Source organism: Mangrovicoccus sp. HB161399 (genome assembly GCF_013184745.1).
Classification (GTDB): Bacteria; Pseudomonadota; Alphaproteobacteria; order Rhodobacterales; family Rhodobacteraceae; genus Mangrovicoccus.
Window position 1 is genome coordinate 66519 of record NZ_JAATVU010000019.1, and the last position, 24669, is coordinate 91187.

General features: G+C 70.2%; 7 protein-coding genes (1 of these 7 cut by a window edge). All 7 read right to left on the reverse strand.

Annotated elements, in window-relative coordinates:
* Nucleotides 1-15665, reverse strand: partial view of an LEPR-XLL domain-containing protein gene (locus HCC78_RS12890; protein ID WP_172329193.1) — the beginning only. It extends 23005 nt beyond the left edge of the window; the window shows 15665 of its 38670 coding nt (coding positions 1-15665); its start codon is at nucleotides 15663-15665; the stop codon falls past the left edge of the window.
* Nucleotides 15666-15965: 300 nt separating this feature from the next.
* Nucleotides 15966-16763: an efflux RND transporter periplasmic adaptor subunit gene (locus HCC78_RS12895; RefSeq protein ID WP_172329194.1), complete on the reverse strand. Its 798-nt coding sequence runs from the start codon at nucleotides 16761-16763 to the stop codon at nucleotides 15966-15968.
* Nucleotides 16760-18745, reverse strand: coding sequence for a hypothetical protein (locus HCC78_RS12900; protein ID WP_172329195.1), 1986 nt, complete (start codon nucleotides 18743-18745; stop codon nucleotides 16760-16762). The genes HCC78_RS12895 and HCC78_RS12900 overlap by 4 nt, the downstream gene beginning before the upstream one ends.
* 11 nt (nucleotides 18746-18756) lie before the next feature.
* Nucleotides 18757-19575: a SapC family protein gene (locus HCC78_RS12905; protein WP_172329196.1), complete on the reverse strand. Its 819-nt coding sequence runs from the start codon at nucleotides 19573-19575 to the stop codon at nucleotides 18757-18759.
* A 35-nt stretch (nucleotides 19576-19610) separates the two neighbouring features.
* On the reverse strand, nucleotides 19611-21779 hold the full coding sequence (locus HCC78_RS12910) for an efflux RND transporter periplasmic adaptor subunit (RefSeq protein ID WP_172329197.1): 2169 nt from the start codon (nucleotides 21777-21779) through the stop codon (nucleotides 19611-19613).
* Nucleotides 21776-23644 (reverse strand): efflux RND transporter periplasmic adaptor subunit, encoded by a 1869-nt coding sequence (locus HCC78_RS12915; RefSeq protein WP_172329198.1) that lies wholly within the window; start codon nucleotides 23642-23644, stop codon nucleotides 21776-21778. The genes HCC78_RS12910 and HCC78_RS12915 overlap by 4 nt, the downstream gene beginning before the upstream one ends.
* 177 nt (nucleotides 23645-23821) lie before the next feature.
* The gene (locus tag HCC78_RS12920; protein ID WP_172329199.1) at nucleotides 23822-24475 is read right to left on the reverse strand and encodes a sulfotransferase family 2 domain-containing protein; all 654 of its coding nucleotides are present in this window, start codon (nucleotides 24473-24475) and stop codon (nucleotides 23822-23824) included.
* Between the last annotated feature and the right edge of the window lie 194 nt (nucleotides 24476-24669).

A 24669-nucleotide genomic window follows, 5' to 3' on the forward strand; every position in this document is an offset into this window, starting at 1 on the left:
GTGCCCTCGCCGACATAGGCAAGGGTCGCGCCGGTGACCTGCGCATCGGCGACCGAAACCGCGACGGAGGCCGCCCCGATGCCGATGCTCACCGGGTTCGAGAGCGCATCGAAATCGGAATAGGCATGGACCAGGATGTCGCCCTTGCTGGCCGCGTTGCCGATGGCGTGGAAATCGACCGTGCTGGCCGAGGGCGCACTGCCCGTCCGGGTGCCGATGAACGCCTCGGTGGAGCGGTCGACCAGCGAATTGTACGACGCCCCCGAGCCCGCGCCGCCGAAGCCGATGGAGATCACCGGCACGGTGACGCCGCCCTCGTCCACCTGGGTGGCCAGCGCCTTGGAATCCGCGGTGACGTCGAAATCGCCGCCCGTGACGGTGGAGTTGCCGCTGACATAGGCCAGGGTCGCGCCGCCGATCTCGGCTTCGGCCAGAGCCACGGAAAGCGCGATCGTGCCGACCGAGATGGCGCGCGAGACGCCGCGGGCAGTGTGGTCGCTGTCGGCATCGACATAGACGCCCGCGCCGGCCTCCAGGGTGGCATCGTCGGCGAAGGCCGCGACCGTCGCCTCGATATCGGTGGTGCCCGAGGCCCCTGCCCCGGCCACGCCGACCAGCGCCACCGAGAAGGAGACCGAGGTCGCCGCCGCCTGGATGTCCTGCGTGCCGTCGGCGTCGATCCGGATCTGGCCGGTATGGGCCGTCGCGGACGATCCCTCGACCGAGGCCGAGGTGGCGTTTGTCACGGTGTTCACCGCGACGCTGCCGGCCAGCGCGACGCCGCCGCCGAGCGAGATCGAGCCCGCCATCGACACCGCGATCACCTCGGCCACCGCGTCGGAGATGTCGAGCGCGCTGACCGTGACCGCGCCCTGCGCCTCCAGCTCGGAGCCCGCGCGGACATAGGCCTCGGTCGTGGTGTTCATCGTGTTGGTGCCCTCGCCGCCGGATCCGGCCGCCGAGAAGGACACCAGCCCGCCGGAAATGGCGAAGGCGAAGGCTTCGGGCGTGGCTTCGATCACCGCCTGCGACGTGGCGTCGACCGTCACGTCGCCAACCGAGGCGTCGAGCCGCGAATTCGACACGCCCGCGCGGGTCTCGGCGTCATATTCGTTCTCCGAGATCGCCACCGCGACCGAGGCCGAGACCGCGACCGTGCCGCCCGAGACCGAGACCGCCGATGCGTTGGTGTCGGCAATGGCCTTCATCCGGTCGGTCGCCGACACGGTGACGGTCTGCGCGTCGATGCCCAGGTCGGGGTCAAGCGCGGTGGGCGTGTCGTTGTTCGGCGAATTGGTCACCAGCGCCTGGACGGAGCTGTCGACATCGTTGCGCGCGGTGGCGCCGACGCCGGTGCCGCTCAGCGCGACCGCGCCGCCCGAAACCGAGATCGCCGCGCCCACGGCCTGGGCCTTGACCAGCGACGGATCCAGGCCGGCGCTGACGGATTCCGCGATCACCGAGGCATTGGTGGCCGCATCGATCTTGGAGCTGTCGACCTGCGCCAGCGTGGCGGCGGTGACGGTGTTCTCGGCCATGGCGACGGCCACGGCGAGATTCAGCGCGACCGCGCCGCCGCCCGCGGCGACGGAGACCGAGAAGACCTCGGTGTCGACGGTGCTTTCCTCGGCGGCGCGCACGGTGACGGCACCGGCCTCGGCATCCAGCATGGAGCCGGTCACCATCGCCGTGGCGGAGGTGTCATGGGTGGTCTTGGCATCGGTGACGGTCACGCCAACGCCGAGCGCGACGGTGCCGCCCGAGACGCTGAGCGCGACGCCCACGCCGATGGAGGAGACCTCGGCATCCGACACGGCCTGGATCAGCATGTCGCCGCTGCCCGCGGTCAGATCCGAGTCCGTCACCAGCGCGTTCACGTCGGTGGAGAAGTCGTTGTCGGTGATCACGCCGGCGCCCGAGAAGGCGATGGCGAAGGCCCCGGCCGCGACCGAGACCGCCACGGCGGCGCCCACCGAGTCGATGCTCGACTGGTCGAGCGCGGTGACGCTGACCACGCCGCCCGCATCGAGCACGGAATCCGTGACCTGCGCCGTCACCTCGTTGTTGAGGATGTTGTCGGTCAGGGTCAGCGCGAAAGTCAGCGCCAGCCCGCCGGTGCCGACGCCCACCGCGCCCGCGACCGCCACGGCGACGGCGTCGATCTCGTTGTGGCCGTAGGCATCGACCAGGATGGCGCCCGTGGTGGCGATGTCCGCGTCCTCGATCTCGGCAATGGCGCCGCCGGAAATGTCGTTGGTGGCGGCGACCACCGAGGCGGAGAAGGCCGCCCCCAGCGTGCCCGCGGCGATCGCCAGCGAGGCGGCGATGACCACGGCGTCGATCTCCATCTCCGACTGAGCGTCGACGGTGACATTGCCGGTGATCGGCGTGTCGTCCGAATTGCGGATCTCCGACCCGTCGATCGTCGCGGTGGTGGTGCCGCTGATCGTGTTGGTGGCCTCTGCGCCCGCGCCGCTGATCGCGATCCCCAGCGTGCCCGCTGCGACCGAAACCGCGACCGCCACCGAAACCGCGGTGATCCCGGCGCTGGCGGTGGCATCGATATCGACGCCCGAGGCGCCGAGCGGATCGAACAGGATGTCGGAATTCTCGATCCCCGCCGTCACGTCGGTGGAGACGTCGTTGTCGATCAGCGAGACCGCGACCGAGATGGCGCCCGCCAGCGTCCCGGCGCTGACCGAGACCGAGGCCGCAACCGCGACCGCCGTGATCTCGCCCGCCTGTTCCGCCGAGAGCGTCACCGGCCCGCCGGCCATCACGGCCTCTCCGGTGGCGTCCGCGTCGCGGATCACCGCCTGGACGGTGCCGCCGATGGTGTTCTTGGCATCCGCCGCGGTGACCGAGGCGCTGAGCGACAGCGTGCCGCCCGCGGCGACCGCGACCGAGGCCGCCACGCCGACTGCGAGTATGTCGCTCGTGGACTGCGCGTCGACCGTGATCGCGCCGTCGGAATCCAGGGCGGAGCTGTCGACCGCCGCCAGCACGTCGTTGTCGACATCGTTGTCGACCAGCGAGACCGAGATCGAGGCGGCGAAGCTGCCGGTGGAGCCGGCGGCGATGCCGACCGACGCGGCGATGACGATGGCGGTGATCGCGGAATCGTCCAGGGCGGTGATCGAGGTGGCGCCGCCGGTCGTCACGTCCGAGCCGCCGAAGATGCCCGCGGTGATGTCGTTCTCGATGATGTTGTCGACATCCGCGCCGGAACCGGCGCCGCCGATGGAGAACCCGCTGCCCGCTGCGACCGAGGCCGAGAAGGCGATGCCGAGCGCGAAGATCGAGGCGTTGGAGTCCGCCGACATGTCGAGCGGGCCGCCAAGCACGACATCGGATCCGTCGATCACCGCCGAAGTGTCGTTGCGGATCGTGTTGATGTTGACCGCCGCCGCGACCGAAACCGCGACGGAGACCGAGCCGCCCGAGGAGATGCCGACCGACACGGCCAATGTCACCGCGTCGATGGAGCTGTCATCTGTCGCCGTCATGGTCAGCATGTCCGCCGTGACCATCGTGGCGCCCGAGATCACGGCCGTCGTGTCGGTGGCGATTTCGTTCTGGGCGTAGCTCACGCCGACGCCGATCGATCCGCCCGGGCCGCTGCTGACCGAGACGCTGGCGCTGACGGTGATGATCACCGCGTCGATCTCGGAATTGCTGTCGGCGGTGATCGTCATGTTGCCGCCCGCCAGCACCGAGGCGTCCTCAATGCCCGCCTTGACGACATTGGCATCGCGGGTGACGCCGTCATCCTCGCCGATCCGGTTCAGCGCGATGGTGGCGCCGATGGCCGCGGAAATGCTGCTGCCGCCCGAGGAAATGCCGATGGAAACCGAGCCCGCCACGCCGATGGCGGAAATGTCGGTGTCGCTGACCGCCAGGATGTCGGCCGCGCCGCCCACGTCCACGGTGGTGTCGACCGCGTCGCCGCTGTCGGTGTCGCGCACCACGGCCTCGACCAGGTTGTCGATGTTGTTGAGCGCGATGGCGCCCGCGACGCCCACCGCGCCGTTCAGGCCGGAGCCCTGCGAGAAGGCCACGCTGACCGCGAAGGTCACCGCCTCGATCGCGGCGGCATCGGCCGTCTCGGCCGCGCCGTCCGGGTCGAAGACGTAGTTCGCCACGCCCGGGTTGAAGTTGAACCCGCCTTCCTCGCGCTTAAGCTGGTGGCTGGCGCCGATTGCGGTCAGGTCCTGGCCATTGGCGAAATCGACCAGAACGCCGCCGCCATCCTTCAGCTGGATCGTGCCCGCGGAGGCGTTGTAGTTGAAGATCGTGTAGGTTTCGCCGTCGGTCAGCCCGGAGATGTTCTCGCCGCCGCCGTTGGAATAGACCACCTCCTCGCCGTTGGCGAAGGGATCGTCCATGTCGCCTACGAAGATGGTGTTGGCGGCCTTGTCGACGGTGGCGCGCTTCAGCGCGTGCGCGTTGCCGATGCCGGACAGGTTCTGCCCGTCGGCGAAATCGACGATGTTGCCGAAGGAGTCCTCCAACTGGATGTAGCCGGTCACGGTCTTGCGGACGGTGTAGATGTCGCCGTCGGTCAGCCCGGCGATGCTGGTGCCGCCGCCGTTCGAATAGACCACCTGCTCGCCGTCGCGGAACGGATCCTCGGGCGTGCCGACATAGATCGTGTCGTCTTCCAGGTTCACGATCGACCCGTCGCTCAGGGCGAACTGCCCTGCCTGCGGTAGCGCGGTCGCCTGCAGGATCAGCGCGCCGGGCGCCTCCACGGTGCTGTCGACGATCAGCGCCTGGGTGGCGTTCTCCACGTCGTTGCGGGTCAGCGAGATGCCGAGGCCCAGCCCGAAGCCCGAGCTGCCGCCCGCCGAGATCGAGAAGGCCACCGCACCGGACAGCGCCGAGATATGCGCGCCGTCCTCTGCCTCGACCGAGACATTGCCGTCGGCAAGCTCCACCGTGGCATCCTGGATGGTGGCCAGCGTGGTGTTCTCGATGTCGTTGAAGGAGAAGGAGCCCGCGAGCCCCACCGCCAGGTTGCTGCCCGACCCGGCCGAGACCGCGCCGGCGAGGCCGACGGTCAGCGCGTCGATATCGGTCTGGGAGCCTGCGAAGATGTCCAGATCCCCGGTGCCGGTCATGGCCAGCGAACCGCCGATGATCCCCGCCGTGGTGGTCGAGGAGACCTCGTTCACCGCGACGGCCGCGCCCATGGCGCCCGCCCCGGAATCCAGCGAGATCGCCAGCGCCGCGCCGCCGGCATCGGCATCGATCCGCGACTGGTCCTCGGCGCTGAAGGTGACGGCGCCGCCGATTGTCAGCGCGGCGCCTGCGGAGGTGGCCGAGGCCACCGAGGTCATCAAGTTGACCGTCACCGCGCCCGCGCCGCTGATCGCGTAGCCGTCGGTGGAGACGCCCGCGGCGCCCGCGAAGGCCAGCGCATCGGATTGCGCGGCATTCACCGCCGTGACCGACAGGCTGTCGGCAGACAGACTCCCCCCGTCGATCATGGAAACGACCGAATTCTCGATCACCGTGACCGCGACGGAGACGCCGACCGCGACCGAATCCGCGCTGCTGCCGGCCGCGATGGAGACCGCGACGCCGCCGGAATCCGCTTCGATTTCAGAGTTGTCGGCCGCCTCCAGCGTGACATCGCCGCCCGCAGTGGTGACCGCATCCTTCAGCACCGCGCGCACGTCGGTGGTGATCGTGTTGCCCACGCCCGAACCGGCGCCGACGAAGGCAGTGGAGCTGGAGCTGCTCGACTCGCCCGAAGCCGCGGTCGAATTCTGGGTGCCGCCCGCCTCGCGCGCGCCGCCGCCCGAGCCGCCGCCCTGCGAGGTCAGCACGCCGCCGTAATCCGTGGCCGAGCCCGCGCCGCCGCCATCGCCGCCGCCGCCGCCCGAACCGGTCGAGATGCCGGCCGCCACGCCGATCGCGAAGGCGTCGACCATGGTCGCGGCCGTCGCATCCAGGTCGATGTCGCCGGCCACGTTGATCACATGGCCGCCCTCGGCCTCGGCATGGACCGTGCGGTGCACGATCTCGACCGAGACAGCGCCGCCGATCGCGGAACCGTCGCCGACATTGGCCGCGACCCCGCCGACGATTGCCTCGACCTCGGTCATGTCGGCCGCGCGCAGCAGCAGCCCCTGCGCCGGATCGGCGCCGGTGTTGTCGGCATTGATGTCGACGCCTTCGGCCATGTAGCCGCGCGTCTTGCCCTTGTGGACGCCCACTGCGACCGAGAGGCCGACGCCGATGCTGCCCAGCGAGGCCGAGGCGCCGATCGCCAGATGGTAATGCTCGGCCACCGAGGTGGCGGAGACCATCACGCCCTTGCGCGCCTCCGTCCCCTGTTCCAGCTTGCCGCCGTTGTCGACGTAATCGCCGTCATTGACGTCGAGCGCCGCCCCCGCGCCGAGCGCGGTCACGGCGACATTCTCGCCGAGGAAGGCCAGCGTGTCGTCGAGATCGACCACCACCACGACCGAGGCGCCGATGCTCTCCTCGTTCAGCGACAGCGCGCCGGAGCCCGCGCGCGCATCCATCCGCGTCGCGCTGTCGGCCTGCACCAGCAGGCTGCCGCCGGCATTCACCGTGGCGCTGCCCGCAACCGGGGTCTCTTCCTCGGACAGGATCGCGGAATCCTCGCCGATATAGGCCATCGTGTCGGTGATCAGCACATGCACGATCAGCCCGCCGGCCACCGCCGTGCTGTCGCCCGCGCCGATATTGATCACCAGGCTGGTCATGTCCTCCGACGAGGCCGCATCGACGATAACCGAGCCCGAGGCGGTGACCGTGGTCGGCGCAAGCTCGTCTTCGGAGGCCAGGATCCGCGCCTGCGTCGACTTGATCAGCACCGTGACATCCAGCCCGACGCCGATCCCCTTGCCATCGAGCGAGCCGGCCAGCGCACCGCCGTAATTGGCGATGGTGGTCGTGTCGCCGGCCGTGACCGATACGTCGCCGCCGGCCGCGTCGACCGCCGTGCCGCGGCCGATCTCGGCCAGGGTCTCGGATTGCAGGACGTTGACGATGCCGGAGCCCGCGCCCGCATCCCCGCCCGAGGAGATGCCTGCGCCGATCACCAGCGCGGTGACCTCCAGCCCGGTTTCGCTGTCGATGTCGGCGCCCAGCTCCGGCAGGATGATCTCGAGCTTCTTCAGCTCGGACTCCGCCGCAACCGTGACGCCGCCCGCGGCGTCGATATCGGCGCCGTCGCCGATCCGCGCGATGGCGGAGGTGTCGGTGATGTTGACGCCCACCGCGGCGCCGACGCTCTTCGAGCCGGAGCCCGAGGTGACCGAGGCCGCAGCCCCGCCGCCCAGCGTCTGGATGCCGAAGACATGGCGCGCCTCGACGGAGACGTCGCCCGACAGCGCCTCTGCCGTCGCGCCGCCGCCGATCTCGGCAGCGGCATGCGACAGGATCACGTTGACCGCCGCTGCGCCTGCGACCGAGGTCGTGTCGCCGCCGCCCGTCTGGGTCGAGCCGGCCCCCGCCAGCGCCGTGGCGCGGAAGGAGGACATCGCGTCGCCGTCGCCGGTTCCGGCCTTCACCGCGACCGAGCCGCCGGTGACTTCCGCGTCCGTGCCGATCCGCGCGGTGGTGTTCATCACCGCGACATTGACCGCGACGCCCGCGCCGACATTGTCCGACCCGTCGCTGCTGTCTCCCTCGCTGGAGGCCTCGGTCAGCGCCAGGCCGATCGCCTGGGTGTCGACGTCGGCGGTGCCGGCGGCTTCGACCTTCACCGCGCCGTCGGCATCGACCAGGACCCCGTCCGCGATCTCCGCCGAAACGGTGTTGACATTCACCGTCGCGCCGATGGCGGCGGCCACGCGCACGGTGGCGCCGCTGGTCTCCGTGGTGGATTGCTGGGCCGAGCCTTCCTGGCCGCCCGGGTTGGTGGTCTGTTCGCCCGCCGTTGTGTTGCCTTCGCCGACCCGCTGGCCGGGCTGCGGATCCTCCAGCGGCGTGCCGGACTGCTGCTGGGCATAGTCGCGCTGCGAACCGGATTCCTCGTCCGCCGTGTTGCCGCCCTCGGAGGACTGCTTGGCCCCGGTCGCGGAGGCCGTCGCCACCGTCTTGGCCGTGACGCCCAGCGAGGCGCCGACATCGACATCGTCCGCGGTCGCGGCGAGCCCCGCCGAAACGTCCCGCGACAGCGTCGCCGTCGCGCCGTCATTGATCCAGGCGAAGCCGACCGCGATGCCGACCCCGGTCTTGCCGCCCTTGGTATCCGCATCGCCCAGCGTCAGCGCATCCTGAGACGCCTCTGCCGTCACCGCCAGGTCGCCGTCGACATCCAGCGTGCCGCCATCCCCGGCCTCGATCGCCGCACCGGTTTCGTTCAGGGTGACCGCCAGCGCGACGACGCCGCCGATATTGGTGCCGCCCGACTCCGACACGGCCCCGGCCTTGGCCACGGTCGCGGTGGCATGGCTGCCCTCCGCCGTGACCGCCAGGTCCTCGGCCCCCGCGACGGAGGCGCCGCCCGCCACCGTGGCGAGCGCGTCCCTGTCGATCACGTTCAGCGCGACCGAAAGTCCGAGCCCGAGGCTCTTGCCGCTTGTATCCGCATTCGGCAGCGCGCGGGCCAGCGCATAGCTGCCCGATTCCGCGCCGACCGCCGAGGCGCCGGTGCCGCTGACCGTGATCGCCGCATCCTCGCCGACTGTCGCGAAGCTGTCCTCGAAGGCGAAGTTCAGCGCAACCGAGCCCGCCGCGCCGACATCGCCGCCGCCTGCACCCGAGCGCGCCACCGCGCCCGCCGTGTGGGCGGAGGATTTCAGCACATGGCCGTCGCCGGTCCCGGCCGAGGTCAGCTCGACCGCCTCGCCCTTCAGCGCATCCTCGCGGCTCGCGGCCAGCGCCAGCCGCCCGTCGCCGTCGGCGATGACGTAGTAGGTCTCGCCGTCATCGAGCCCGCCGACCGCGGTCTCGCCGCCATCCCCCTTGGAATAGGTGACCTCCTGCCCGGTCAGCAGCGGGCCGCTTTCCCCGAATACCACCTCGAAGCGGGTGTCGTCCGGGTCGAAGGTGACGTTCTCCTTGTCCGTCCGCTCCAGCACATGGGCATCGCCGACGGTGCTGAGGTCCTGGTCGTCGCCGAAATCGACGATGTCGCTGCCGTCCTTCAGCTGGATTTTGCCGTTCTCGCCCAGCACCACGGTATAGGTCTGGCCGTTGGTCAGCCCCTCGATGTCGGTCCCGCCGCCATTCGAATAGGTGATCTCCTCGCCGTCCTCGAAGGCGTCCTCGGGGGAGCCTACGAAGATCGTGTTGGCCTCCTGGTCGACGGTCTTGAACTCGGTCACCTCGAAGGAGGTCTCGCGCTCCTTCAGCCCCGCGACCACGCTGACCCCGTCGCCGGTGACATCGGCCCGGTCGAGCGTGGCGAGGTTGTCGAGCGTCGAGACATTGATCGACAGTGCCGCGCCCACCGCGGTGCCGTCGTCGAAGGTCACCGCGGAGCCGTCGGCGAATGCGTTCGCCGCGGCATTGGCCTCGGTCCTGACGCTGACGGCGCCGTCCGCCTCGATGGTCAGGTCGGGATTGGCGTCCACCGCCGCCATGGTCGCGACGATCTCGGTCTTGGCGATGTTGATCGAAATCGCCGCGGCGACCGAGACATTGCCCGAGCTGTCGGACGAGGTCGAGGCCTCCGGCGTCTCGGCCTCGCCGTCGGTGCCGGTGCGGCCCGAGCGGTCATTGGCTTCGCCGACGCGCTGGTCGGTCTGGGTCTGGGCGTTCTCTTCCTCGCCCTCGCCGGTGCCGGAATCGCCTTCCTTCTTGGCCCCGGCCGCGGAGGCGCGCGCATCCGTGCGGCTCAGCGTGACGCCGGTCGCCAGAACGGCCACGGCGCCGCCCGCCACGATGTCGCGCGCGATGGCGGCGCCGACCGTGTCGAAGACCACGTTGACGCCGATGGCGACGCCCACGCCGATGTCGCTGCCCTTGGCGGCACCCTTGGCCAGGGTAACGGTTGCGGATTCCAGCTCCGCCTCGACGCTCAGGTCGCCGGCGATCTCCAGCGCCGAGAGTCCGAACGGAATCCGGGCGTGGACATCGTTTTCGGCCACGACGACGGCCACGACCGGCGCGATGGCCGTGCCGCCCTCGGTGCCGCCCTCGACCTTGGTGTCCATGTCATGCCCGGACTCGGCCGATACCGTGACGTCCCCCGCGCCAGCCACTCCGGTGCTGCCGATGGCTGCGCCGCCGAGGATCTCTGCGATCGTGTCCATGTCGGCGTAATGCACGACGATCGAGGCGCCGACGCCCACCGTGTCGCCCTCGTCATCGCCCTCTCCGGCCTCCTGCTCGGCCACCGCTTCGGCCGAGCTCCCGATCTTGGAGACCGCCTTGATCTCGACCGCGCCGATATCGGAATCGCCGTCCGCCGTGCCGTCGCGCGACGTGACGTCGGCATCGTCCGACAGCCAGGCGCGGGTTTCCACGCGGGGCAGGCTGAGCACGAAGGAGCCGGCGATCGACAGGTCGCCGCCGGAGGCGCCGGATTTCGCCTTGGCGCCGAATTCATGCGTGTCGTCGCCGTCATTGTCGAACATGCCGGCGGTCACGGCCACGCCGTCGCCGGTAACGTCCGCATCGCCGACCGAGGCGAGGATCGCGCCGTTGGCGAAGCCCAGCGAGACCGCGGCCCCGATGCTGGTGCCCGAGCCGGTCGTGGCCGAGCCGTCGGACTCTGCCGCCGCATCCATGTTGCCGAGCGCGGAAATCGCGACCGCGCCCTGGGCATCGACAGTGGCGCCGCCGCCGATGGTGGCCACGACGTCGAGCTTGCCGACATTGATGGCCAGTGCCGCCGCGACGGTCATCGTGCCGTCGGAGCTGGACGCATCGTCCGGCGCCTCGGTCGATCCCGTGCCTTCGCCGCCGCGGGCCGCGGCCTCGTCATTGGCATGGCCGGCCTGGCGGTCGGCCTGCTCGTCCACGCTCTCTCCGGAGGCGGCCTCGCCGTCGCCGTCGGCCTCGTCCGAGCCTGTGGCGGAGGCTGCCGCCAGCGTGCGGCTGGCGCCCGCGCCCTCGGCGATGACCGAGACGCCGCCGCCCGAGGTCACGTCGCGGGTCAGCGTGGCAGACACGTCGTCATCGGCCCAGCCGAAGCCGATGCCGAGGCCGACGGCCGCGTCCGTACCCTTGGCATCGCCCTTCGAAATGGTCGTGGTTTCCGCCACATGGGTGGCGTGGATCTCCAGGTCGCCGCCGATGTCCAGCACGGCCGAGCCGGAATCCTCGGCGCTTGCCGAAGTGTCGTTGTTGGCGACCGAGATGGCCACGACCGGCGCGACGGCAGTGCCGCCCTCGGCGCCGCCCTCGGCCTCCGAGCGCATGCCGTACCCGCTGTCGGCCTCGATGGTCAGGTCGTCGACCTTCTGCGCGGCAAGCGTCGAGACCTCCGCGCCGGGATCGAAGGTGGCGGCGGTGTCGTGATTGGCCAGCGTCAGCGCGAAACTCGCCCCCACGCCGACATTCCCGGCCGCTTCCTGCTTGGCCCCGGCCTTGGTGGCCGCGAAGGCCGCCGTCGCCGCCTTGACCTCGACCGCGCCCTTGCCGGCCTCGCCATCCGAGCTGCCCTCGACCGCGCCCACGGTGCTGCCCGCGGAGATCAGCGCATCGGTATCGGCATTGTGCGAGTTGATCGCCAACGCGCCCGCCACGCCGATGTCGCCGTCCGAGGCGCCCGAAGTCGCATCCGCCGCCGAGCGGCCGGTCGCGTCGACAAGCGATCCGTCGCCGGTCCCGGTGATGGTGACCGACTTGCCGTCCGCCGCCTTGTCCCCGCTTTCGGCCAGGCGGAAATCGCCGTCATCCTCGATGATCGCGTAATAGACCGTGCCGGACGTCAGCCCGCCGATCGCGGTACCGCCGCCATCCTCGTAGCGCAGCGCGTCGCCGGTGCGCAGGCGGCCCTTGTCGGTGGAGGCCAGGGTGAAATGCTCGCCCTCGCTGTCGAAGGTCACGGCATCCTCGCCGCTCTTCGTCAGGGTATGGGCATTGCCTGCGGGCGTTCCGGTCAGGTCGATCGCCGTGCCGTCATTGGCGTCGCTCTCGCTGGCCGCCAGCTGGATCAGCCCGTCATCCTTCTTGATGATCCAGACCGTGCCTTCGAGCGAAGCGTTCGAGCCGTCCTCGATCGCCGTGCCGCCGCCCGCCGAGTAGGTCACCTCGTCGCCGGTGGAGAATTTCGACGCGTCCTCGCCGAGGAAGATCGTGTTCTCGTCCAGGTCGACGACGGAATTGGTCTCGACCGACAGGTCCAGCTCCTTCTCGGCCATGCCGGCCTCGACCAGCACGCCGTCGCCGAAGACATCCGCGCCGTTGGTCTGCGCGCGCGTGGTCACGTTCGAGGAGTTCACGGCCGCAGCGGCGCCGATCGTGGCGCTCTGGCCCTTGGAGGCCGAGCCGTCGGCAACCGCGCGGCTGTCCACGTTCGACAGCGCGCGGATCGAGGCCTGTCCGTCCGCGGTCACCGTCACGCCCGAGCCCAGCTCGGCCAGCACGGTCGCGTTCTGGACGTTCACCGTGATCGCGGCGGCCACCGACATCGAGCCGTCCGAGGTGTTGGCTTCCGGCGTCTCGGTCTCGCCCGAGCCCGAGCCGGTCCGCTCGGAGGCCTGGTCGTTGGCGAAGCCGAGCTGTTCGTTCGACTGCTGGTCGACCGCGTCGTCATCCTCGGTCGCTGCCGGATCGGTATCCTCCTGCTCGGCACCGGAGGCTGCCGCCGAGGCGGAAGAGCGCGTGCGCATCAGCCCCTTGGCGGCAATCGCGGCCGCCCCGCCAGTGGCGGTCAGGTCGCGCAGCAGCCGCGCCGTCGCGGTCTGCTCGTCGATCGTCATCGCGAAGGAGGCGCCGAAGGCGGTAGACCCGCCTTCCGCGTCGCCTTCCGCATCGGTGTCGGAAGAGGCGTCATGCAGCGCCTCCATCGACAGGCCGCCGCCCAGGGTCAGCGCGCTGCCGGTGCCGATCCGCGCCGCGGTGTCGGAAAACAGGAAGGTGATCGCCACGACGGGCGTGATCACGGTCGCGGAGTCCGAGCCCTCGGCAGCCTTGGCGCCGCCGACGGCCTTGGTCATGATCTCCGAGGTCGCAGAGGCGGTCAGGGTCAGGTCGTCGCCGTTGCTGATCGCCGCCGTGTCGCCGATCCCGGCCACGGTCTGGTGGTCGATGATCGCCAGCGCCACAGAGGCGCCGATCCCCAGGCTCTCGGCGGTCACCCCGTCCTCGTCGGGCTGGGCGGTGGTCTCGGTCCTGGTCGCGGACGTGGCGGTGACCGTCAGGCTGCCGCCCGACAGGTTCAGCACGGCCCCTGAATCGACAGTGGCCGAGACGTCGGTCTCGACCACATGGATTGCCAGCGATCCGGCGACGCCGGTCTTGGTGGAATCGCCCACCCCCGACGTGGCGGTGATCGAGAAGGTGGAATCCGCGTCCATCTCGGCGGCCAGCGTGGTGCCGCCGGTCGCGTTGATGGTCGTCGTCCCAAGGATTGCGGCCGAGGTCCGCGCGCCGACGATCCCCACGGCCACGGCCACGCCGACCCCGGTGCTGCCCGAGCCGGTATTGGTCGCGTCCGCCGTCGCGGAGACGCTGTCGGTCGACATCGCCTTGACCAGGAATGCCCCGCCCGCGGTCACCGAAGACCCGTCGAGCGTGGCCTCGGTCTCCGGCCGGTAGTCCGACACGGTCACGGTGGCCGCGAAGGAGACCGAGCCCTCCGAGGTTGAGGCATCGTTGTCGGCCAGCTGCTGCTCGGAGCGGCGGTCCGTGGTCTCGCCCTGGCCGCTGTCCTCGGCGCCGCCTGCGGTCGAGGTCGCGGCAGTGGTGATCGCGGAGACCAGCGTGGCCGACAGGGTGACGTCGCCCCCGGCGCTGACCGTCGCGCTGCCGTCGATCCCGGCCGTGGTGGCCGCGTTCACCTCGGTGAAGGCCAGCGCCGCCCCGGCATCGCCGCCGGAGCCGTCGGCGGTGGCATTGACCGACAGGTCGGTGGCCGCGGTCAGGCTGACCGTGCCCGCGGTGGTCATCGAGCCGCCCGACATGGTTGCCGCCGCGCCCGAGCCCAGCCCGAACAGGTCGCCCACGACCACGCCGGAAATCGCCGCGTCGGTCTGGGAATCCTCGCCGCCGGTCGCCGCATCGACGAAGGCCACGTCGACATCGACCGAGGCCGCGCCCGAGATGTTGGCGCCGGACAGAGTCGCCCCGTCGAGCAGGATCTCGGCCGTCGGCAGCACGCCCACCAGGTTGGCGGCGATCACCCCGCCGAATTCCGAGCGGTCGATCGCCATGTTTTGCACCGAGGCGGAGGCGGTCATCACTAGATCGCCATCCGCTTGAATCTCGCCGGTCACCTCGACACGCGCCTCGGGCACGGCGACGTAAAGCCCGTCGAACACGCCGCCCAGCGTGCCGGAATCCAGCAGCGCGCCGTCATCCTCGTCGGCCGCCGCCAGCGTGACGTTTCCGGTCGCGCTGATCGAGCCCGAGACTTCGATCAGCTCGGCATTGATCGTCACGTCATGGGCAGCCAGCGCACCGGTGATGATGACCTCGTCCTTGCCGTCCTCGCCGTTGACGGTCAGATCCGCCCCGCCCAGATCGGTCGACAGGATGGTCAGCACGTCCTTCGACACGAACGGCAGATCGGTGTCGCCGCCCAGGTTGATGGTCAGCGAATCGGTCGGGGTCAGGAAGGTGACGGACTCGAAGGTCGGCACGACGGAGACCGAGCGCAGGATATGCGTGCCCCCGCCCAGCGACACCAGCTCCGCCCGGTCGTCGATATCCGTGCCGAGATAGCTGACATCGGTGTCGCCTGGATTGTGCGGCGGGGTGCCGAGATTGGTGTTGATCACCCTGTCGGCCACCGCCATCGTGTCGGTGATCGGCTCCAGACCGGCATAGGACAGGCTCTGCCCGTCGCGGGTCACGGTGCCGGAATGCGCATCCTGCGCAGCGTAGGTGACGGTGGAGAAGCTGCCGCCGTCGAAGATCATCGAGTCGTAGCCGCCCTCGCCGCCGTCGAGCCCGCCCGAGAGACCGCCATCGGCCGTCACGGTGAAGGTGTCCTCGGTATCGGCCGCGCCTTCGAGGTTCTCGACCGAGACGAAGCGCAGCCCCTTCACGGTGCCGGTGTCCTGGCCGTCGATGCGCCATGCGGTGTCTTCGGCGGGGGCGACAAGACGGTCGGTGCCGTCGCCTCCGTCGAACAGGATGGACACGCCTGCCGGGAAATCGCCCGCGACGTTCAGGGTCAGCCGGTCGTTCCCCCCGGTGCCCTGTATCGTCAGCTCGGTCACATCCGACAGCGCCTTCTGGTCGACAAGCTCGCCCGTGTCGTCGTCATAGACCTTGAAGGCCTGCGCGACCGAGTCGAATTCCAGCGTGTAGCTGGCGCCGTCCCCGTTCAGGTCGGACATCGGGATCAGATCCGCCGACAGCAGGTAGCGCGGCTCCAACGCCTCGACCTTGATGGCCGACACGCTCACCGGAAGGCGGCGCTCTTGGATGGCACGGAAGCGGGAGAGGAACCGGTGCCGCGTCTCGCCGGAGAACCAGCGCTGCGGTTCCTCCCTGCGGGTCGTGTGTGCGGGCTCCACCTTGGTGGCGCCGATTCTGAAAGAGCTCGGAGCAAATGGGAACGCCATTTCCTTCTCCCTGTGCCGACCGTTTCGTTATGGAATCCGTATACTTGGCAAAATCGGCGCCCGGGCCGGACGTGGCCGGGGCGCTGTCGGAACGAAACTCGTCACTGGGGACTCCTCCACCTGAGATTGTAGCACAGGGCCTTCCACGGGGAACGGGCAATTCACGCCTGTGGATAAGATTGTCCAATAATGCAAGTCAGTTCCGGGGATAACTTGCGCCGCAGTGCAGTATGCGGCTGGCCGGGTCCACGCGCCCGACGTTCTACCTTAAGTTGTGTATCGATCTGCCTGGCCACAGGGTCAGGTACCGCCGATCTCCAGGCTGCAGCGGTGGCCGGCCGGCAGCTTGCGGTCGGGGTTCGGCAGTTCCAGCACCACCACGAAAGTGGCGCTGGCAGCGTCAAAGACCGGGTCGATTGCCACCACCTCGGCGCTGTAGGTGCCTTCGATCGGCGGCGCGGGGCGCACGGTCGCGTGGTCGCCGATGGCGATCCGCCCGAAGAGCGAGACCGGCACGAAGGCCTCGACCCGCAGCGGGTCGAGCTGGACGATCTTCACCACGTGGTCGTCCGAGCTGACATATTCTCCGCCCGACATGACGCGTTCGCGCACCACCCCGTCGACCGGGCTGTGGATGGTGCGCTCGCCGAGCGCGATCTTGGCCCGGGCCAGTTCCTTCAGCGCGAGATCGCGGTTCAGCTCGGCCTGCATCAGCAGGCTCTGCGCTGCGATCAGCTCGGTCTCGACCTGGTCGAGCGCCTCCTGCGTGGCCACGCCCCTCTCGGAGAGCTTCTGCACGCGGTCATAGCGGCGCTCCATCATCGAGACCTGCTTTTCCTGCGCCTCGACCACTGCGTCGGACTCCGCGCGCAGCGTCAGAAGCTCCACCGTGCTCTGCTCGATGTCGGAGGTCAGCCGCGCCACCAGCTGGCCCTTGGCCACCACGTCGCCGCGGTCGACCAGCACCTCCTTCAGCAGCCCCGCGACCGGACTCGCCAGCTCGATCGTGCGCAGCGGATCCATCAGGCAGTCATAGCCGTCGGCAAGGGCCGGCGCGGCGGCCAGGACCACGGCAAGACAGGGGAACAGGCGGGTCATTCTAGGCCTCCGGTAAAGGACAGGAGCTGGTTCAGGCGGCGGTCCTGGCGGACGAGGTCGCGGCGGGCGCGGGCATGGCTCTTCTCGGCGCGCCGCTGGGCGCGGTCGAACAGCCCGATCCGCGGACCCGCGCCCAGCACCGGCAGCCGCGCCAGCAGCTTCGAGACCGGAGCTTCGATCACGTCGAGCAGCGGATCCTCCAGCGACAGGATCGCGGCGACGCTGCCCCTCTCGCCGCGGCGCCCGGCCCGCCCGGCCAGCTGGCGGTCGATGCGGCCCGCGTCGTGGCGCTCGGTCAGGATGACATGCAGCCCGCCCGCCTCCGCCACGCCCGGCCCCAGCTTGATGTCGACGCCGCGCCCGGCCATGTTCGTGGCCACGGTGATCCGCCCGGCCTGGCCGGCCTCGGCGATGATCTCGGCCGCCTCGTGGTCGTTCTCGGCATTGAGCACGCGGTGCTCCAGCCCGGCCGCCTGCAGCGCCTCGGACACGGTCAGCGACGCCGCGACCGAGCGCGTGCCGACCAGCACGGCGCGGCCGCGGGCGGTCTCCCTGCGGGCATCGCGGGCCACCGCCGCCCATTTCGCCTCCGCCCGGCGGAACACCTTGGGCAGCCGGTAGCGCAGCCGCGACGGCCTGCGCGGCGGCACCCGCTCTGTGATCAGCCCGTAGACGGCGCGCAGCTCGCCCGAGACCTCGCGCGCGGTGCCGGTCATGCCGCAGAGATGGACGTAGCGGCGGTAGAGCCGCTGGTAGGTCATCCGCGCCACGGCGAGGTTCTGGCCGGTGATCTCGACGTCCTCGGCGGCCTGGACCAGCTGGTGCAGCCCGTCGGACCAGGACCGGTCCGGCTGCAGGTGGCCGGTATATTCGTCGACGATCTGCACCTTGCCGTCGCGCACCAGGTACTGGTCGCCGCGCTTGAAGATGTGCAGCACGCTCAGCGCCTGGGTGACGACCTCCTCGCGGCGGATCGCGCTCTGCCAGATGCCCTCCCCGGCCTCCACCAGCGCGCCGATGCGCTCGCGGCCCTCGTCGGTCAGCATCACGCGGCGTTCCTCGGCCAGCACCTTGTAGTCGGTGCCGCGCTCCAGCGCGCCGGCAAGCTCGAGCGCCCGGTTGGCCCAGGCGGCCTCTTCGCAGGCATCGCTCATGCGCGAGATGATCAGCGGCGTGCGGGCCTCGTCGACCAGCACGCTGTCGGCCTCGTCGACGATGGCGAAATGCAGCCCGCGCATCACCGGCCCGGTCTCGGCGCTGCCGGGATCGGCAATCCGGCGCAGCCGGCTTTCCACCGCGTTCGGCCCGAGCGAGCCGAAGCCCAGCCGGTCGCGCAGGTAGTCGAAGGCCATTTCCGAATTGGAGCCGTAGGTGATCGAGGCGCGGTAGGCCTCGCGACGCTCGGGACGCTCCATGCCTTCGAGGATGATGCCGGTGCGCAGCCCGAGCCGCCGGTAGACCGGAGACAGCGTCTGGGCGTCGCGCTCGGCGAGATAGTTGTTCACGGTGATCACATGGACCGGGATGCCCGCCAGCGCGGCGGTGGCGGCGGCGAGCCCGGCGGTGATCGTCTTGCCCTCGCCGGTATCCATCTCGATCAGCCGTCCGTCCAGCATGGCCAGCGCGCCGCGGATCTGGGCGCGGTACTGGCGCAGGCCGATCTCTCGCGCGCTCGCCTCGCGGGCCAGCGCGATGCCGGTCACGATGCTGGAGCGGCACAGGCCCTGGCGTCGGATGCGGGCGCGCAGGCGCAGGATCTCCGCGTCGAACCCGGCCTCGTCCAGCCGCGCCAGCCGCTGCGACTGCGCGATGACCTGCCCGGTCGCGACGCGGCGGCCCAGGGGCGCGAAGCCTCGGGCCGCCGCAGCGGTGACATGGCCTAGGACCGCCGCCCCGGCTTCGTCCAGCCAGCCGGGATCGCGCTCCGTCCGCTCGGGATAGAAGCGCACCAGCGGCGCGGCAAAGCTCGGTGCGGGGGCCATCGGCGCGGCGCTCAGTTCGGCATGCCCTCGTATTCGGGCATCGGCGCCATCCCGCCATCCATGCCGCCGTCGGACTGCTGCTCGGCCTGCGGGACCTCCGCCTGCTGCAGGCTCTCGCCGAAGGTGTTCAGCATCGACTGGAAGTGCCGCATCGAGAAGAGATGCAGGAAGGTGCATTCCAGCTCGTCGGTGTCGAACATCCGCCGCAGCTCCTCGTCGGGAAGCTTCTTCAGCGCCTCGCGGTCCACCGTCATGAAGCCCGACAGGGAGCGCTGCGCACCGCCCGGCAGCTTGAACTGCGCCTGCATCGGCTTCAGCAGATCCAGATCCTGCAGCCGCCGGCAATAGGCCTCGGTGCGGCGGAACTGGCCCTGGTATTCCTGCAGGAAGCGCAGGATGTTCTGCAGGTAGATGGTCTGCCGCCCCTCGGAGTCGAACAGCCGCTCGCCGCGGCCGTCTCGGTTGCAGCCCTCGTAGCCCTCGTCGATGTTGAGGATGAAGTTCTTGTTCTCGGCATCGGTCGAGAAGACGAAGGGATATCGCCGCACGAAGGCCGGGATGTAGCTGCCCTGCCGCCAGTGGCCGTCCTCGCCGACATAGAAGTTCTGGTCGGCCGTGACGCCCAGGATGACCGCCGGCATGACCTTCTCCTCGGTCCCGGCAAAGACGATCGGGTAGTGCCCGGCGGCGGCGGAGAATTCGACCGCCGTCAGCGGCACGGAGTTGACCTTGCGCGCGAACTGGTACTGGCCGCCGGTGCGGACATAGAGGTCGCCATGCGCTCTCGAGGTCACGGGCCGGGCGTTTTCGTAGAACAGAAGCTGGGTCACGTTGGATTTCCTCCCTTGGTTGTCTCGGCTGCGTCTCAGGCGGTGGCGTCCCGCGAGACGAAGTATTTCAGGAACACGCGGGTCGCCGCGCGGTAGATGCGCCCGGCAAGCGGCGCCGGGTCATGGGCAAACCGGACATGGACGCGCGCGCCGTAGACCGGCACCTCGGCCGCGTCCTCCAGTTCGAGGTCGAGCTGGTACATCGGCTCGAAGGTCTGCAGGCGCTCGCGCGGCTGGCCGGGATCAAGCGAGGCCCGCCCGCCGCCTTCGCGCGCCAGCGCCATCGACGGCAGCGAGCGGCTCAGCACCGGGGTGGACCGCGCCAGATGCGCCGGATGCACCGTGGCCGGATCGAAGGAGAAGCGCGCCTCGATCGCCCGCGTGCCGTTGCGCACCAGGCTGGAGCGGATCTCGGGCACCACGACGCGGATCGCCGGGCTGCGGAAATCGTCCACCACGGCCAGCTGGTCGCCGCGCCGGGCGAAGGATCCCTCCAGGTCGTCGCCCCTCGGCAGGATCACCCGCCCCGCGCGCCCGGCTGTCACGGTCTGGCCCGCGATGCGTGCATCGGTCAGCGACAGGTCGGCGCGGGCGGCCTCGAGCTCCTCCTCCATGATCCGCACCGCGATCTGGTCGAACGGCGCCTCGGCCGCCAGCCGCCGCGCGAGTTCGGAGATCCGCGCCTCCAGCACCGCGCGGCGGGCCAGCAGCAGCGGATCGTCGATCCGCAGGAGCGGCGTGCCTGCCCCGACGACGGCGCCCGCGGGCACCAGCACCTCGCGCACCTGCCCGTCCCAAGTCGCATTCGCGAAGGCCCCGGGCCGCGGGATCACCACGCCCTCGGCGATGGTGTTCTGCGGCACCGGCACGAACAGCAGCCCGCCGAGGACAAGGGACAGCGCGCCGCCGGTGACGGCGAAGGCGCGGCCGCGGTGGCGGCGCAGCGCGGGCGAGGTGAAGAGCCACCAGACGCCCTTGATCAGCGGCAGCAGCAGCATCAGGAACAGCGCCCAGACTGCCAGCATCACGCCGATGAAGAAGAACCGCGTCGCCACCAGCCCGACGATCGCCACCATGATGAAGAAGCGGTAGACCCAGGCGGCGCAGGCATAGGCGACGAACCAGAAGGGCTCGTTGCGCCCGGTGGCGGGCGACTCCGCCCAGTCCATGCCGAAGCCGTGGCGCTGGATCAGGTAGCCGAGATAGCGGTTCGAGCGCTGGCCGAGATTGGGGATCTCGAGGATGTCGCAGAGCGCGTAGTAGCCGTCGAAGCGCAGCAGCGGATTGCCGTTGAAGAGCAGCGTCGAGATCCCGCCGATCAGCATGACGTTGAAGGCCAGCGCCCGCAGGATGCCCTCCTCGGCATGGGCCCAGACGATCATGGCGATGGCCGCCAGCAGCAGCTCGACCAGGATGCCCGCCGCGCAGACCGCCGCGCGGCGCCACTTGTCCGGGAAGCCGATGCTGTCCGAGGCGTCGACGTAGGGAACGGGCATGAACACCAGGAACATGATACCGATCTCGTGCACCTCGCCGCCCCAGCGCTTGATGAAATAGGCGTGGCCCAGCTCGTGGAACGCCTTCACGAAGGGGTAGGCAAGCAGCAGGAGCAGGATGTTGTCCCGCGCCAGCGTCCGGTCCAGCACGTTCTCGGTCAGCGGCCCCCAGTTCAGCGCGGCGGTGACCACGCCCCAGCCCAGCATGCAGGCGAACAGCGCCAGGCCGAACCACGACAGGAAGGGCCGGACCAGCGGATAGGTCGCGCGCAGGAAATCCTCGGGGTCGAAGACCGGCAGGCGCAGCGCCAGCGGGTTCAGCACCGAGCGGATCAGCGTCTGCCGCGCCTGGCGGCGGCCGCGTTCGGAGATCTCGATGATGTCCGAGGGCACGTCGCCCGACAGCACGTCGGCGGAATAGAGCTGTCCGACGAGGCGCACGAGCTCGTCCTGGGTCACCGCGTCGATCTCCAGCGTGGCGACCGCGTGATCCCAGATGTCCTCCAGCGTGCGGCTGCCATCCATCATGCAGACCAGGCGGTAGGTCTCTGGGGTGAAACGGTGGAACCGCCCCGACAGCCGGTCCTGCAGCACGAACCACAGCTTGCCGCGGTAGAGATGGCGGTGGATGCGGACATGGGCGCGCAGGCGCGGACGGAACCCCGCCACGCGGTACCAGGAGGAGGCGCGCCAGTTGCGGGTCTTCAAGGCTGCCACCTCCAGGCCGCGAGCCGCGCCCAGTCCGCAAGATCGTGGAACAGCACCCAGCCGAGCCTGCGCTCGCCGATCTCGGTGCGCGAGACACCCTCCATGCCGGGGCGGGCCCGCTCGAAGCCGCTTGTCAGCGCGGCCTCGACCAGGAAGAAATTCCGCCCCTCGCCCTGCCGCGCCAGCGGAGTGATGCGTTCGACGCGGTAGCCATGCGGCTCGTCGGGGAAGGCCGAGAGGCGCAGGCTGCCCTCCTGCCCCGGTTCGATCTGGGCGATGTCGCGCTCGTCGATCTCCAGCATGACGCGGAACCCGTCGAGCGGGGCGATGCGGAACAGGGTCTGGCCGCGCTCCACGGCGCCGCCGACCGACTGGCTGAGATCGCCCTCGACCACGTAGCCGTCGAAGGGCGCGCGGATGCGGGTGCGGGCCAGCTGCTCGCCCACCAGCCCGAGCTGCGCGTCGGTCTGCTCCAGCTGGGCGCGGATGATCGAGGCCTCGGCGACCTCGCGCGCGGCAATGGCGCGGTCGAGCTCGCGGGTCTTCTGCTGGCGCGAGGTGGCCAGCCGCAGCTTCTCCAGCGCCAGGTCCTTCTCGTCGAGCACGGCGAGGATCTCGCCCTCTTCCACCCGGTCGCCCGCCCGCGCCGCCTGCGAGGCGAGATAGCCGTTGAACGGCGCGATGACGCTGCGCTGCACCTTGCCTTCCAGCCGCACCGGCGCAGTCACGTCATAGGCCGCCGGGGCGAAATGCAGCAGCGCCGCCGCCGCCGCCGCACCGAGCGTGGCCAGCTTGGCGCCGAAATGGCGCGGCCCCAGCAGCGCGGCCAGCCCGCGGCGCAGGCCAGCGAGGATCCGCACCGGCAGCCAGCGGCTTTCCTTGCGGCGGTCCTCGATGATCGGCCCGGCAATCGCCGCCACGGCATCGCAGACCTCGACGTCGCGGGAGGTGAAGGGCGCGTCCGCGCGCCGCTCGAAGGTCAGCGCGCCGATGATGTCGCTGCCGGCGATCATCGGGATGGTCAGCACCGAGCCGACGCCATGCGAGGCGGCGAGTTCGCCCGCGGCGCGGGCCACGCGGAATTCCCAGTCCCCGGGTGCGGGCCAGAGGATCACCGCCTCCTGGTCGGCCGCCTCGTCCATGGCCAGCCCGACCTCGCGCACCAGGCTGGCGCGCTTGCCGAAGGCTGCCGCGGAGGACACCGCGCGCACCCGCATCCGCCCGCGGCGGCGCAGGCCGAGGCTCACGGTCTCGCAATCCATCCGCCGCGCCAGTTCGGTCACCAGCGCAGTGGCGGCCTCGTCCAGCCGGTCATGCTCCAGCAGGCAGGCCAGCATGTCGAAGGCGACGGTGACGCGCTCGCGCAGGTCGCCGTCCTTGGCTTCCTGCTCGCGGCGCAGCAGGATTTCGATCCACGAGGCGCCCCATTGCAGCCTGCGGAAGAGCGCCGGAGTGGGCGCGGCAGCCTCGGGCGCGCTGACGGCAACGGCGCCGAACAGCCCGCCCATCGCCTCGATCGGGCAGGCCAGCACACGCCGCCGCGTGCCCTCGCCGAAGACGATGCATTGCCGGTCGGCCACCGCCTTGGCAGCGGCTTCGGCCAGGTCCTGCGCCGCCGGGCTGCCCGCGGGCCAGCGCGCCGCCGGAGCGAAGGGACCGGAATCCGGGCCCTCCCCCGCCACGAGCAGCGCCGAGGACATGCCGTCGACCTGCCGCGCCACGAGGCCCAGCCAGCATTCCAGAAAGCTTTCCACGGTCTCGGCCTGCTGGAAACGGGCCCAGAGCATCCTGTCGAGTACAGCGTAAGATACCAGCGGAGTCGCGTCATCCGCGCCCCGGAGGGCTTCGCTCTGACCGTCGACCATCGACCTTCCTCCCAGAGGCGACACGCCCGCCCGACTTGGCGTCAGGTCTTCAGGCGCTCGACAGGATCACCTTCAGGTTGAAACCGGCCCGCTGTCAATATGCTTCACTCGAATTGTATATGTTGCCTGAAAAACTATCTTTTTCCGGGCGCGTCCGTCACGCGCCCGCAGGATGGCTCAGCCGGGCGCGCCCAGCTCCGCGGCTGCCGCGCCGAGGCCGGAAAAGGCCCGCGCATCGTCCATGGCGTAGCCGAAGACCTCGAAATCCGCCTGGTAGCGGCTGCGGCAGAACCCGGCCACCGCGTCGGCCTCGGCGGGCGAGAGCGGCCGGGCCTTCGCCTGGGTGTCGAGCTTGCGCTCGGTCTCGAAGACCTCGAAGCCCAGCCCGTGCGAGGCGTCGAAGGCCCGCGCCCAGGCGGCGTCATAGCGGTCCTCCTGGCGGAAGACTGCCATCGGCGGCAGGTAGAAATCGACCTGCGGGCGGAAATGGTTGTCGAGGAAATAGGGGTCGGCGTCGAGCGCGTTGCCGAGCTTGCGCAGCCAGCCGGCGATGTCCTGGCCGTTGCCCGAGTTGCGGTATTCCGACAGCAGCCGGTCGACCGGATGGCGCACGGTGATGAAGCAGAAGTCCATCGCCGCGAAGTCGATGCAGGATTCGTAGAGCTGGCGGTCGAAATGCTGGAACGAGGTGCGCAGCCCGTTCTTCGCCCGCGACGCACACCAGAAGCCGCGCCGGTAGCCGTTGAGGACGAAGAGGTCCTCGACATAGGTGCCGCCGGTCTTCGGGACATGGGCGTAGAAAACGGATTTGGCGCCGGTCAGCACGGTCATCTGGGCAGTCTCCTCGTCGCTGCGCCGGCGGCGGGGCCGCTGCCTGCGCCCGGAAGACCTAGGAAGTCTGCCGGGTACGCGCAAGCGCAAGTCGGCGCCGCCGCAGCGGACGTGCGGGCAACTGCGGATGAAACCTGCGGGCCGTGCTGCGCGTTGGCAGGCAAGCACACCGGATTGCAAGGAAGGACCCAGCT